Here is a 12,895-nt window from a genome sequence, read left to right on the forward strand (position 1 = left end):
CCCCTCGCACGCCGCCATCCGGTCTGACCTGCTGTCACGCCGGCCGGCCGAGCCATCGATAGAACAATGTTCCAGGCGGCTTTTGCCCAGGATCGGGGCACCTTTCCCGGCTTCGCGGTGTTGATGGATAGTGTGCAGCGTTGCCGCACACAGAGGAATGATCATGAATCACGTGTCCATGCCGGCGGACCTCCGCCTCGCCGCCGAACGGGCGAAGGGCTTCATGCCGGCGAACGAAGGCCGGGCACTGTTCGAGACCGCGTGCGTGTACGGGTCGCTCGGCCCCATCTGCGAGATCGGCACCTACTGCGGCAAGTCCGCCGTCTACCTCGGCGCCGCGGCCCGGCAGACCGGATCGGTCGTCTTCACCGTCGACCACCACCGCGGGTCGGAGGAGATCCAGCCGGGCTGGGCCCACCACGACCCCACCCTGATGGACCCGCGCTTCGGGAAGATGGACTCCCTGCCCTTCTTCCGGACCACCATCGCCTCGGCCGGGCTGGAGGAGCACGTCATCGCGATCGTGGGACGCTCGGAGACGGTCGCCCGCTACTGGAACACCCCGCTCGCGATGCTCTTCATCGACGGAGGGCACTCCGAAGGGCCGGTGACCAGCGACTACGAGGGGTGGGCGCCGCACGTCATGGTCGGCGGGGCCCTGGTCTTCCACGACATCTACCCCGACCCGGCCCGCGGCGGCCAAGCTCCCTTCCGGGTGTACGAGCGCGCCCTGGCCACCGGCGCCTACAAGGAGGTCACGGCCGAAGGCTCCCTGCGCGTCCTCGAACGCACCGACGCCAGGCTCTGAGAGCCGTCATCGCGCGGATCCGGGCTCCTCAGGAGAACTTGGACCCGCGCGGAGCGGCAGGCGGTGGCGCCGGTGACGGTTTCGAGGTGCTCAGCGCAGCTTGCGGAAGGTGGCGCGGATATCACCGATGAAGGCCTCGGGGTTCTCCCACGGGCCGAAGTGGCCGCCCTTCTGGTGCGCGTTGACGTGAATCGGGTTGAACCAGCCACGGGTGGGGCCGTGCTCGAAGGCGGCGATGCGCTCTTCGGCGGTGCGGACCCCGGGCGGGTAGACGTCGCCGAGGAGGAAGGTGAAGCCGGCCGGCGGCTCGATCTGCGGCTGCCGGTCGTGCTCGGGCTTCCAGGGATAACGAACGGTGTTGCGGTAGGAGCGGATGGAGGAGCCGATCGCCTGGTTGACCCAGTAGATGGTGGCGTTGGTGAGGATGTGGTCGCGGGGGAACACCTCCTCGAAGTCGCCGAAGCGGTCGCTCCACTTCTTCCACCGCTGCAACAGCCAGGCGAGCATCCCGGCCGGGGAGTCGTTCAGGCCGTGGGTGAGGGTCTGCGCGTCGAGCATGTGGACGGCGACGTGCGAGGCGTAGGTCTTGTCGAACAGCAGCAGGTCCTCGCGCAGCCGCGGCGAGGCGTCCGCCGGGATGGTGTTGCCGCCCGTGAGGTCCCAGAAGCGGTCGTGCTGGAAGATCCCCGGGATCATGTCAGTGCCGAAGTGCAGGCCGTGGATGTGCGGGCCGTACTTGTGGCCGAGCTGGCTGGTGACCAGGGCCCCGTAGTCCGCGCCGCCGGCGGCGTACTTGCCGTAGCCGAGGACGTCGGTCATCAGGATGTGGAAGATGTCGGCGATCTTCCAGTAGTTCATGTCCGGCTTGGTCTGCGGCGTGGAGAAGCCGAAGCCGGGCAGGGACGGCACGATGACGTCGAAGGCGTCGGCGGGGTCGCCGCCGAACGCGGCCGGGTCGGCCAGCGGCCGCACGACCTTGCTCCAGTCGTGGAACGTCCACGGCCAGCCGTGGGAGAGGATGATCGGGATCGGCGCGGGTCCCTTGCCGGGCTCGCGCAGGAAGTGCACGGGAGTGCCGTCGATCTCGACGCGGTGGTGGGTGAAGGTGTTGAGCGCCCTCTCCACAGCGCGCCAGTCGAAGCCGTCCGCCCAGTACTCCACCAGCGGCTTGAGATAGGCGGTGCTCACACCGTAGTACTCCTCCTCATTGCCCGGGTCGGCGGCGAACCGCGTCGCCTTCAGACGGGCTCGCAGCTCGTCCAGGGCCTCCTGCGGGACATCGATGCTGAAACGCTCCAGCGCGCGGCCGGTGCCGTTGTCACTCATGTCGATACTGCTCTCTTCGTTGAAGGGGTGTACGCCGCCCGACCTGCGCGAAGCGCGCCGGCCAGGCGTTGCCGGGACCGCCGGCTCACGGAGCGGCGCCGGGACGGGTCTCACCGCCCCAGGACGGTCAGAAGGTGAAGTCCAGGCGCAGCCGGGTCTGGACGAGTTCGGCGATGAACCACGTCCCGTCGATCTTGACGAAGTGGCCGTGGTAGTGCCCGAAGCCGTGCATGCCCTTGAACGGGAAGTCCTCCGGCGCCTCGGCCTCGCCGTCGTCCTTCTCCGGCCGGCTGATGATGTCCTCCATCGAGAACACGCCACGGGCGGAGGTGGCGGACTCCACGTCGATCTCGTCGGAGAACAGGTGGTGGACCAGCGTGTCGCCGGGCCCCGCACTGGAGCCGATGGTCGCCGCGATCTGCTCGCGGCCTTCCATGCGCAGCCACACCGTGCCGTCGGGCTTGTGCGGGGTGAAGGTGCCGTCCGGGACGAACAGGCCCGCCAGGTCCTGCCACCGCTGCTGGTCGGCGTAGCCGACATATCGCGCCATGAGCCGCCGGATGTCCTCGATGATGACCAGGCGCTCTAGATCGTTCACGGGATCTTCCATTCGGAGGGGACGACGCGGACGCCGCCGTGAGAGGCAATTGGACCAGCCGGTCCAGTAGTAGACATCATGTGCGCCGTTTTTTGGACTTGCAAGTCCAAAAAACGGGCACGCCATCACCCCGGAAAAGCGGCTACAGGGATTCCGTCCCACCAGGCCCACGACGCTCGGCCATCTCGAACCAGACGGTGCGGCCGGCCTCGTCCTCGCGCACGCCCCAGCGCGCGGCGATCCGCTCGACCAGCCACAGCCCCCGGCCGTGATCACTCACGAAGTCGATCTCCCCCACGCGCGGAGCACGGCCGGACGAGCCCTCGTCCAGCACGTCCACCCGCAGGCACCGTCCGGTGTCGGTCACGGTCAGGTTCACCGCCTTCCTCCAAGGCGTCCGCGCCGGCACCCTCGCCCCCTGAACCCACACCCCCTCACGTCGCATGGTCGAGTCCCCTCCGGCCCGACCATGCGATGGATGGCAAGCAGTGAGCGTCGCCTCCGCCGGATGGCGCATCTTCGTCGACGGTGTGAAGCTCGGTGACCTCCGCGATCGATCGGTGTAGCCGGTCTTCACGCGCCTGAGAGCGGAAGCTCTCGACCACACCAGGGCCCGGTGGCCGCCGATCTCCTGGTGGCGGTGAGGCTTCCTCCACCACCTCTATGCGACGTTTCTGGATGTTCTACCCTTTCACCCAGAAATGCGACATAGAGAACGGTTGTTCGTGAACCACTACTTTTTCGACCTGCTGGCGGGCAGTCATCAGAGCCTCGTCGGCACCCCGCTGGCGGGCCCCGAGGCCACGGCGCGCTGGTTGTACGAGGAGGCGCCCTTCGGGGTACTGGCGCACGACGCGGGGGACGACCCCCGCTTCACCTACGCGAACCTCACCGCCCAGCGGTGCTTCGAGTACGACTGGACGGAGTTCGTCGGCATGCCCTCCCGGCTCTCGGCGGAGCCCGACCGGCGAGAGGACCGCCAGTGGCTCCTGGACGCCGTGCACCGTGACGGCTTCGCGACGGGTTACCGGGGACAGCGCATCGCCAAGTCCGGACGCCGGTTCTGGATCGAGAACGTCACGATGTGGAACCTGGTAGAGGACGGCGTCCTCGTGGGCCAGGCGGCGTCCTTCCAAAGCTGCCGCGACGCCTGACCTCCGCCGCCGCGACGCACCGGCGGTCGGCGTCGGGAGTCGCCGCGGAGTGATCGGCCCGGGCCAGGGCGGCGCGACTGCGGGCAGCCGGCACGTATCGGAACAATGTTCCAGGGCCTTGTCGGGGTTGGTGGAACGTGTTCTACTTTGCTGCGTGGACCAGCGTGCTCGTATTGCGATGTCCGGGGACGAGGTGGCGGGGTTCCTGCGCGACTCGCGCAAGCTCCAGCTCGGGACCATCAACCCGGACGGGACGCCGCACATGGTGACGATGTTCTACGCGCTCACGGAAGGCCGCCTGGCGTTCTGGACGTACGGCAAGGCCCAGAAGGCGCGGAACATCGAACGGGACCCCCGGGTGAGCTGCCTGGTCGAGGCCGGCGACGACTACGCCGAGCTGCGCGGCGTCCTGGTGTACGGCACCGCGCGCCTGGTCGACCGGCCGGAGGCCGTGCTGGAGGTCGGGCTGGAGATCACCAAGCGGATGACCGGGCTGACCGACGCGGAGGTCACCCCGGAGCTTCGCGGGTACGTGGAGCACACGGCCCGCAAGCGCGTCGCCTACGTCGTCGAGCCGACACGGGTGGTCTCTTGGGATCATCGCAAGCTCTCGGCGCCCGCTACGGCCTAGTCTCGCATCGAAGGCGTCCATATGTGACGAGGAGACAGACGAGGAAGGGTGCGATGAAGATCAAGGTCGATTACGACGTCTGTGAGGCCAACGCCGTCTGCATGGGGCTGGCCCCCGAGGTCTTCGAAGTGGACGATGACGACAACCTGCACGTCCTGCTGCCCGAGCCCCCGCCGGAGATGCTCGACCGCGTGCGCCACGCGGTCCGTTCCTGCCCCAAGGCCGCGCTCTCCCTCACCGGAGAGTAGGCCGCCCCACGAGGAGGTCCCCCATGCGAGCCGCCCTGCTGCACGCCGTCGGTGACGACAAGCTCGACATCCGCGACGACTTCACCCTCACCCCGGTGGGACCCACCGACGTCCGGGTGAAGGTCAAGGCCACCGGCGTGTGCCACTCCGACCTGTCGGTGCTGTCCGGCGTGCTGCCCATGCCCCTGCCGGTGATCCCGGGGCACGAGGGCGCGGGCGAGGTCGTGGAGGTGGGGGACCACGTGACCACCGTCAAGCCCGGCGACCACGTCATCATCAACTGGACGCCGGCGTGCGGCACCTGCTCCAACTGCCTGGCCGGCCAGCCGTACCTGTGCATGACCTTCGTCATGGAGAGCTTCACCCTGGCGCGGTTCCGGTACGGCGGCGAGACGCCGGCGTTCGGCATGGCGGGGTGCGGCACCTGGGCCGAGGAGATCGTCGTCCCGTGGCAGGGTGCGATCAAGGTCGATCCGGAGGTGCCGTACGAGGTGGCGGCGCTGATCGGATGCGGCATCACCACCGGTGTCGGCGCGGCGATCAACACGGCGAAGGTCCGTCCCGGCACCAGCGTGGCCGTCGTCGGCTGCGGCGGCGTGGGCCTGTCGGTGATCCAGGGAGCCCGGCTGTCGGGCGCGACGACGATCCTGGCGGTGGACCCGCTGGAGTCCAAGCACGCCCTGGCCAAGAAGGTCGGCGCGACGCATGCCTGCACCCCGGACGGGCTGATGGAGGCGATCGGCACGCTGACCGGTGGACGCGGGTTCGACTACGGCTTCGAGGCGGTCGGCAAGTCGGCGTCCATCATGTCGGCCTGGCAGGCCACCCGGCGGGGCGGTGACGTCATCGTGGTCGGCGCCGGAGCCATGGACGACGTCGTGCCGCTGTCGGCGTTCAGCCTGCTCTTCGAGGGCAAGAACCTGCTCAGCTCGCTGTACGGGGGCAGCGACGTGCGCCGCGACTTCCCGTTCTTCGCCGAGCTGTGGAAGGCCGGCAAGCTCGACCTGGAAAGCATGATCAGCTCCCGGATCAGGCTCGCCGACCTCAACGACGCCGTCGCGGCTCTGCGCTCCGGCGAGGTCCTGCGCCAGATCGTCGTCTTCGACTGACGGCCCCTCCGGGGAGCGACGCGCCGGCCAAGGCCTTTACCGGCAGAGCGGACCTGCCCGCGGCTCAGTGGGCAGGTCCGGGCGGCCGCCGGAAACTCCGGCGCCCGATGCCCGCCCGGGGAGGGGTGCAGGAGAGATCCCGCCCGCCTCCCCGGCGGGACTCACTTCAGTCCGTACGCGCGGACGATCGTCTGCTCGAGCGCGTTGTCCTTCTTGTCCTGCGCGGTGGCCCGCAGCGTCATGAAGCGCGCGCCGGACGGCGGGCGCGGCTCGGCCGTCCAGCCGTCGCCGTGCCTGGTCAGCCGCTCCTGGCGCCAGGTGACCCCGTCGTCGTAGGACACCTGGAGAGCGAGCGACTTGATCGTGCCGGAGTCCGGCCCACCGGGCAGGTGTGAGGGCAGCAGTGTCAGCGGGGCGCGGCGCGACGCCCGGCCCTGCCCGTCGGTCTCCACCTGGTAGTCGAGCTGAATCAGCGGCAGTTGCTCGGCTCGCGCGGTGGTACCGGAGGTGAAGCGCCAGGTCGTCTCGGTTCTGGTCGAGTACGGGAAGGCCGCCGCGTCCCGTCCGGTCGTCGCGACCAGCCGGTACGGCAGCCGCTTGGCGGCCAGACCCTCGACCGCCACGATGTAGCCGTCCTCGCGCGTCAGGAGCTTGTCGCCCTGATACAGGCTGACCGACTGGGTCGCCTCGCTCCCTCCGTACAGCCCGACGTGGTCGGCGCCGGAGTCACCCCAGCCCGGGAGCGGGGCCCATATCGCGTCGCCCGTGCGCGCCGGCAGGTCGTAGGACGCGTTGAGCCGGGGCCGCTGGATCGGCCCGAACCACTGCTCGGTCAAGGTCCGGCCCGGGCGGTGGTCGACGGAGGCCGAGAGCTGCTGGGTCCTGATCATCCGGTCGCTGCCGCGCTGGTTCACCTCGGTGGTCCAGCGCAGGGCGCCGTCCGCGGTGATCCAGTCGGTACGGAACCGCTTCGAGCGGACCGGCATCGTGCTGCCCATCGCGCTGTCCAGGTGCGGCGAGTGGTCGTAGCGGTATTCCTCCACCTCGTCGCCGGCCTCCCGGCGGAAGTCGACCTGCACCTTGGCCAGGTCGTGCTCGCTCGGGCGGTAGGTCAGGTCGCCGGGGATCGAGCGGTCGTAGTAACGCACCAGGTCGTAGAGATAGCCGGTGTCGGGGTTGGACTCGACGCGCAGGCGTACCGGGCCCTGCTGGATGCGGGTGATCAGCTCCTCACCCCAGGTCCGGCTGAGCCCGGCCACGGCGAGCGGAGTCCTCCGCAGCGGGATGCGCAGTCGGCCCAGGTCGTCGTTGACCATGAGCAGCAGCTTCACCCCGGCCGCCGCCGCGGCCGCGACCTGTTCGTCGTCGTCGCCGACGCGCACGACCGCGACCTTGCCGGCCGCGTCGAGTCCGGCGTAGTCGGACGCGCGACCCTCGCCCGCGAAGACGGCCTGGAGGTCACTGGTGCCCGCGGGCAGCAGCGTCGCGCCCGGCAGGACCCACAGGTCGTCGAACGACCGCTTGCCGGACGTGATCGACAACAGCGGCTCGATCTTGCGCCAGCGCACGTTGAGCGCCATCTCGCCGGCGCGGACCTTCGGGGTCGGCTGCGCCCACAGGCTGTCGAATTCGGGGGCGATCGTGAGCGAGTCGATGACCGCGGCCTGGCCGTTCGAGCGGTAGTAGTCCATCCTGACCTGGCCGGTCACGGCGTCCTTGGGGGTGACGGCCTTGATCTCGCGCGTGGTGGCGGCATCGAGGGTCACGTCGGTGTCGTCATCGATCGTCAGCACCGGCACCTGCATCAGCGCCACGCCGATCGAGTCGGCGCCGTGGGTGCCCTGGACCTGGCCCCACATCCACAGCGAGTACTCACCGTCGGGCACCAGCACGTCGAGCGATCCGCCGTCGACGCGCCACCAGTAGTACGGCGTCGACGGGTCGTTCTTGGGCATGAGGGTGAGGTCGCCCCACAGCGGGGCGCCGTTACGGTCCTTGGCCGTGACCCGCAGGTGCTTGAGCTTGTCCTCGGTGCTCACACCGATGACGGTGCGGACCGGCGGCGTACCGGCGCCGCGGGCCTCGATCACGCCGGTGTAGGTCCGCTTCGCGGCCACGCCGGTCAGGTTCGCGCTGACCGTGACCGTGGCCTGGCCGCCGGCCGGGACGGTGATCGTGGTGGCCGACAGCGCGAACAGTCCGCCGGGGGCCTCGGGGGCGTCGAGCGTGAGGTCGAGGGTGACCGGGGAGCCCGAGGTGTTGGTGTAGGACACCTCGCGTCGCGGCGGGGTGCCGGAGTCCTCGCCGAGCGGGTGGATACCGAGGTAGGCGGTGCCGCTGGCGAACACCGTGCTCTTCGCCGTGCCGGCGATGTCGAGCCTGCCGCTGCCACCGTCGTACGGGCCGAGGTCCGGAGTGGCCTTGGCGGTGCTGACCAGGGCGTCCTTCAGTTGCGCGCCCGTCCAATCCGGGTGGGCGGCGGCCAGCAGCGCGGCCGCGCCGGCGACGTGCGGAGTGGCCATCGAGGTGCCACTGAGGGTGAGGTAGTCGCCCTCGCCTTGGGTGGCGTACTGGGATCGGGCCGCGAGCACGCCGACGCCCGGGGCGGTGATCTCCGGCTTCAACGCGCCGTCCACCAGGCGGGGACCGCGGCTGGAGAAGTCGGCGATGGCGTCGGCACCGTCCACGGCGCCGACGGTCAGCGCGGCGTCGGCCGCGCCGGGCGCGCCCACGGTGCCCGCGGCCGGGCCCGCGTTACCGGCGGCGATCGTGAACAGCGCGCCGGTCTCGGCGCTGAGGGCGTTCACGGCCTGGCTCAGCGGGTCGGTGCCGTCGGTGGGGCCTGAGCCGAGGCTCATGCTGACGATCTTCGCCTTCTCGTCGCGGGTGGCCCACTCCATGCCCTCGATGATCCAGGAGGTGTACCCCGAGCCGCCGTTGTCGAGCACCTTGCCGATGTGCAGGTCCGCGCCGGGGGCGACCCCCTTCTCCTTGCCGCCGGAGGCGGCTCCGGTGCCGGCGATGGTGGAGGCGACGTGGGTGCCGTGGCCGTTGCGGTCGGTGACCTCTTCGCCGGGCACGAAGCTGGCGCTGGACTCGACCTGTCCCACCAGGTCGGGGTGCTCGGCATCGATGCCGGTGTCCAGCACGGCGACGTCCACGCCTTCGCCGGTGTCGCCGCCCGACCACACCTCGGGCGCGCCGATCTGGGCCACGGTGTCGGCAAGGTCGGCGTGCACCTTGGCGTCCAGCCACACCTTCTTGATGCCGTTCCGCGCGGCCGCGCGGGCGGTGGGGGAGGATCCGGTCAGCGTGGCCCAGAACTCGGTGGCCTTGCCCGGTTCACGGGTGACGGCGACGCTGTCGATGCTGGTCAGTTCACGGCCGGTGAACGGCCGGGCCTGGCGGGCGGACGGGGCGTCCTTGTAGGTGACGATCAGGGGCAGGCTGTCGCCGTAGCCCTCCGCGACCAGACGGGTGACGTTGAACAGCTGCTTGTCCAGCAGGCCCGAGGTGACCCCCTGGGCTGCGGAAGCGGGGTAGACGTAGGTGTCGCCGTCCGCGGTGATGACGCGGGCGCCGATCGGTTCGCCGTCCGGGCCTGCGACGGTGATCCGCCCGGAGGCGACGGTCACCACGTCACCGGTGATCAGGGTGAGGGTGGTGGGCGGCGCCTGCGGGGCGGGCACGGTGGCGGCGGCAGCGGCGTGACCGGGCGGGGTGACCGCGAGTAGCGCCAGAGCGGCCGTGATGATCGCGGTACGCGGCCGACGGGAGAACATGTTCGCCAAGTGACGTCCTTAATCCGGACAGCGGGGTTACCGGCGTCGAGCGGTCGTCCGCGACGCTATTGACGGGGGTATGCACCGACATCCGTGTGCAATACGGATTTTTGACCTCATCCTGCATACGGGCGGACGTCCAACAGCCCTGCGCTCCGGCGAGGTGCTGTGTCAGATCGTCGTCTGATCCGCGAAGCGGAGGTGGCGAAAACGGCTTGACCTGGAGCGCGCTCCAGCAGGCAGGGTGTGAGGCATGACACAGATCGCACTCGGCACCATGTTGTTCGGCACCACGATCGACGAGGCGACGTCCTTCGCGATCCTGGACCGCTTCGTCGACGCGGGCGGCACCATGCTGGACACCTCGAACAACTATCCGTTCTGGATCGAGGGCGCCACCGGCCAGGAGAGCGAGACGACGCTCGGCCGGTGGCTGGCCGCCCGGCGCAACCGCGACGCCGTCGTGATCAGCACCAAGTGCGGCGCGCGGCCGGCCACTCCCGGCGACCGTACGCTCGACGCGGTGGAAGGGTTATCCGCGCCGGTCATCCGCGCGGCGGTGGAAGGCAGCCTGCGCCGGCTCGGCACCGACCGCGTCGACGTCTACTGGGCGCACGTCGAGGACCACGCGACCCCGCTGGAGGAGCAGGTCGGCGCGTTCGGCGAGCTGGTGGCGGCGGGCCAGGTGGGCACCCTGGGCGCGTCCAACCACGCCGCCTGGCGAATCGAACGAGCCCGTGCCCTGGCCCGGGCCGGGGGCTGGGCGCCGTACACCCACGTGCAGCTCAGGCACTCCTACCTGCGCCCGCGGCCGGGCATCACGCTGCCCGAGGGCGGGCACACGCAGGTCAGCGAGGAGATGCTCGACTTCGTGCGGTCGGAGGACCTGCGCCTGTGGGTCTACACCTCGTTGCTCATGGGCGCCTACAGCGGGCGGTCCGACCGGCCGATCCCTGAGTTGTACGAGCACCGCGGCACCGAGCGGCGCATGGCGGTGCTGCGCGAGGTTGCCAGGGAGCTCGGCGCCACGCCGAACCAGGTCGTCCTCGCCTGGCTGATCGCGCAGGACATCGTCCCCCTCGTCGGGGCCAGCTCACTCGCCCAGGTCGAAGAGATCCTCGGCGCGGCGGAGCTGAAGCTCGACGACGACCTGCGTGCCCGCCTCGACGACCCCGCCCTCGCCTGACGCCCGGCAGAACGCCTCACCGCCGTCGCGCGCCGACGGCGGTGAGGCCGATGTCGATCGGATACGGATCGGTCAGGCTCGGGAACCTGGCGCTTGGCCGGCCGGACCGCCATCTCTCGATCGGCGCGCAGATCTGCGGGGGCCTGCGCGTCGAGCTCTCCCACGAGGAGATCGATGACCCGGCTGTGCCACTTCTCCCGGGGCCTCGCATGAACGAGGCTCCCGTCGATCAATTCGGTGTGCGGGGGAAGACCGGTCATCCGGAACCAAAGCGTACGACGGACCCGGCGGCACCACCACGGCAACACCGCGGGCTGGTCGTCCTCATCTGGTCGTCGGCGGTAGGTGGGTAGACTGCATCTACGTAGATGACATCTACCTAGGAGTGGCGTGGCGGGGACGCGGTTCGTGGGGCGGGGGGCCGAGCTCGGTGCGCTCGGCAAGCGGTTGGATCGGGTCCGGTCGACCGGGGAGGGCGCCGCCGTCGCCCTCCGAGGGCGACGCCAGGTCGGGAAGTCGCGGCTGGTCCAGGAGTTCTGCGATCGCGCCCAGGTGCCGTACTTCTTCTTCACCGCCACCAAGGGCATGTCCCCGGTCGAGTCGGTGGAGGCCTTCTGCACCGAGCTGAAAGAGTCGCAGCTTCCCCCTGAGCCGGAGAGCGTGGCCCAGGCCGGTTCGGGCAGTTGGCCGGACGCGTTCCGGATTCTGGCGAACGCCCTGCCCGATGGCCCCGCCATCGTGGTGATCGACGAGCTGCCCTGGCTGGCCGAACAGGACGAGCTGTTCGACGGAGCCTTGCAGACGGCATGGGATCGGCTGCTGCGCCGACGGCCCGTCCTGTTGCTGCTCCTCGGCAGCGACCTGCACATGATGGAGCGCTTCACGGCCTACGACCGTCCGTTCTTCGGCCGGGCGGACGCCATGGTGCTCGGCCCGCTTGATCCGGCCGAGACCGGCGACGCCCTCGGCCTGGCCGGCGGCGACGCCATCGACGCCTACCTCACGTGTGGCGGGCTGCCCGGCATCATCCGCGTCTGGCCGCACGGCACCCCGGCCCTCGACTTCATCCGGGAGGAGTGCGCCGACCCGGCCTCACCGTTGTTCACGGTGCCGGAGTCCGCGCTGCTCTCCGAGTTCCCGACGCCTGACCAGGCACGCCGCGTCCTGGAAGCGGTGGGGAGCGGGGACAGGACCCAGGCGAACATCGCGGCGACGGCGGGTGGACGCCAGGGCGCCCTGTCGTCCGGTTCCCTCTCCCCTCTGCTGCGCCGTCTCACCGAGGAGAAGCGGGTGCTCGCCATCGAGGAGCCCCTGTCGACCCGCCCGGGCAAGCCCGCGCTGTACCGGGTCGCCCATCACAACCTGCGCCTGTACCTCGGCGTCCTGCGCGGCGCCGTAGAACGGGCGGCGCGTGGCCAGCCGCAAGCCGCGATCCGGCTCGTCGAGCGCCGATGGTCCTCGTTGCGCGGGCGGGCGGTCGAGCCGGTGGTGCGCGAGGCCTTGACCCGGGCCGCAGCGGCGGGAGACCTGCCGTGGGACGACGTGGAGGTCGTCGGCGGATGGTGGAATCGGCAGTTCGACCCGGAGGTGGACCTGGTCGGCGCCGACCGGGGGCCGGTGGCCCGGCGGGTGCGCTTCGCGGGGTCGATCAAGTGGCTCGGCACGGCGTTCGACGAGCACGACCTGGCCCGGCTTCGCGGGGCCGCCGCGCAGGTGCCGGGTCACGAATCCGGCGGGCTGGTCGCGGTCTCCCTGTCGGGAGTCACGCCCGGGCTCGGCCTCGACCTGGTGTGGGGGCCGGAGGACGTCGTCGCCGCGTGGCGATGACCGCGCTGACCGGGCAGCCTGGGACACCGCGTCCGGTACGCGCGCGGGGTGGCGCGTACCGGACGGTTTCCGGCTGGGAGGGGGGTCAGTCGGAGGAGAAGGCGGCGTCGAAGGCGGCGGTGGGCGGGGTGATGGCGTTGAGGCCGCGGACGTAGGCCAGGGCCTCGGGGGCGCCGTGCAGGCGGTCCATGCCGGCGTCCTCCCATTCCACCGAGATCGGGCCGTC

Annotated in this window: 11 protein-coding genes and 1 pseudogene; 7 read left to right on the forward strand and 5 right to left on the reverse strand. The window is 70.5% G+C overall.

Annotation, left to right across the window (positions count from 1 at the left end; genetic code table 11):
• The first annotated feature begins 163 nt into the window (after window positions 1–163).
• Window positions 164–808, forward strand: coding sequence for a class I SAM-dependent methyltransferase (locus IEY93_RS06435; RefSeq protein WP_229690905.1), 645 nt, complete (start codon window positions 164–166; stop codon window positions 806–808).
• Window positions 809–898: 90 nt separating this feature from the next.
• On the opposite strand, the gene IEY93_RS06440 is transcribed toward IEY93_RS06435, so the two are convergent.
• From IEY93_RS06440 to IEY93_RS06450, 3 genes are all read right to left on the reverse strand, one after another.
• Complete coding sequence (locus tag IEY93_RS06440) at window positions 899–2,134, reverse strand: epoxide hydrolase family protein (RefSeq protein WP_189162026.1); 1,236 nt, start codon at window positions 2,132–2,134, stop codon at window positions 899–901.
• 127 nt (window positions 2,135–2,261) lie between these two features.
• Entirely contained in the window at window positions 2,262–2,732 is a 471-nt protein-coding gene (locus tag IEY93_RS06445; RefSeq protein WP_189162027.1) for a nuclear transport factor 2 family protein, read from the reverse strand.
• 142 nt (window positions 2,733–2,874) lie between these two features.
• A complete protein-coding gene (locus tag IEY93_RS06450) occupies window positions 2,875–3,111 on the reverse strand; it encodes an ATP-binding protein (protein ID WP_189162028.1) in 237 nt (78 codons plus the stop codon).
• Between the two features lie 346 nt (window positions 3,112–3,457).
• On the opposite strand from IEY93_RS06450, the gene IEY93_RS06455 reads away from it, so the two are divergent.
• The 4 genes from IEY93_RS06455 to IEY93_RS06470 all read left to right on the forward strand — a co-directional run bounded on the left by IEY93_RS06455 (window position 3,458) and on the right by IEY93_RS06470 (window position 5,874).
• On the forward strand, window positions 3,458–3,886 hold the full coding sequence (locus IEY93_RS06455; protein ID WP_203968350.1) for an MEKHLA domain-containing protein: 429 nt from the start codon (window positions 3,458–3,460) through the stop codon (window positions 3,884–3,886).
• Window positions 3,887–4,040: 154 nt separating this feature from the next.
• Window positions 4,041–4,517 (forward strand): pyridoxamine 5'-phosphate oxidase family protein, encoded by a 477-nt coding sequence (locus IEY93_RS06460; RefSeq protein ID WP_189162030.1) that lies wholly within the window; start codon window positions 4,041–4,043, stop codon window positions 4,515–4,517.
• Window positions 4,518–4,570: 53 nt separating this feature from the next.
• Window positions 4,571–4,765 carry a ferredoxin gene (locus tag IEY93_RS06465; protein WP_189162031.1) on the forward strand — a complete coding sequence of 65 codons (195 nt, stop codon included), beginning with the start codon at window positions 4,571–4,573 and terminating at the stop codon, window positions 4,763–4,765.
• 23 nt (window positions 4,766–4,788) lie between these two features.
• The gene (locus IEY93_RS06470) at window positions 4,789–5,874 is read left to right on the forward strand and encodes a Zn-dependent alcohol dehydrogenase (RefSeq protein ID WP_189162032.1); all 1,086 of its coding nucleotides are present in this window, start codon (window positions 4,789–4,791) and stop codon (window positions 5,872–5,874) included.
• Window positions 5,875–6,035: 161 nt separating this feature from the next.
• Here IEY93_RS06470 and IEY93_RS06475 read toward each other — a convergent pair whose 3' ends face one another.
• The gene (locus tag IEY93_RS06475; RefSeq protein WP_229690911.1) at window positions 6,036–9,656 is read right to left on the reverse strand and encodes a S8 family serine peptidase; all 3,621 of its coding nucleotides are present in this window, start codon (window positions 9,654–9,656) and stop codon (window positions 6,036–6,038) included.
• 253 nt (window positions 9,657–9,909) lie between these two features.
• Here IEY93_RS06475 and IEY93_RS06480 point away from each other — a divergent pair, with 253 nt between their 5' ends.
• Window positions 9,910–10,842 (forward strand): aldo/keto reductase, encoded by a 933-nt coding sequence (locus IEY93_RS06480; RefSeq protein ID WP_189162034.1) that lies wholly within the window; start codon window positions 9,910–9,912, stop codon window positions 10,840–10,842.
• 390 nt (window positions 10,843–11,232) lie between these two features.
• The gene (locus tag IEY93_RS06490) at window positions 11,233–12,669 is read left to right on the forward strand and encodes an ATP-binding protein (protein WP_203968349.1); all 1,437 of its coding nucleotides are present in this window, start codon (window positions 11,233–11,235) and stop codon (window positions 12,667–12,669) included.
• An 85-nt stretch (window positions 12,670–12,754) separates the two neighbouring features.
• On the opposite strand, the pseudogene IEY93_RS37885 reads toward IEY93_RS06490, so the two are convergent.
• Window positions 12,755–12,895 (reverse strand): annotated as a pseudogene (locus tag IEY93_RS37885) (sugar phosphate isomerase/epimerase); the annotation flags it as partial.

Source organism: Sphaerisporangium melleum, from assembly GCF_014646695.1.
Taxonomy (GTDB): domain Bacteria; phylum Actinomycetota; class Actinomycetes; order Streptosporangiales; family Streptosporangiaceae; genus Sphaerisporangium; species Sphaerisporangium melleum.

What these genes read in the sequence shown, in the direction of transcription:
- IEY93_RS06435 (WP_229690905.1), top strand. Translation starts at nt 164, where the DNA reads ATGAATCACGTGTCCATGCCGGCGGACCTCCGCCTCGCCGCCGAACGG.
- IEY93_RS06440 (WP_189162026.1), bottom strand. Translation starts at nt 2,134, where the DNA reads ATGAGTGACAACGGCACCGGCCGCGCGCTGGAGCGTTTCAGCATCGAT.
- IEY93_RS06465 (WP_189162031.1), top strand. Translation starts at nt 4,571, where the DNA reads ATGAAGATCAAGGTCGATTACGACGTCTGTGAGGCCAACGCCGTCTGC.
- IEY93_RS06470 (WP_189162032.1), top strand. Translation starts at nt 4,789, where the DNA reads ATGCGAGCCGCCCTGCTGCACGCCGTCGGTGACGACAAGCTCGACATC.
- IEY93_RS06475 (WP_229690911.1), bottom strand. Translation starts at nt 9,656, where the DNA reads ATGTTCTCCCGTCGGCCGCGTACCGCGATCATCACGGCCGCTCTGGCG.
- IEY93_RS06480 (WP_189162034.1), top strand. Translation starts at nt 9,910, where the DNA reads ATGACACAGATCGCACTCGGCACCATGTTGTTCGGCACCACGATCGAC.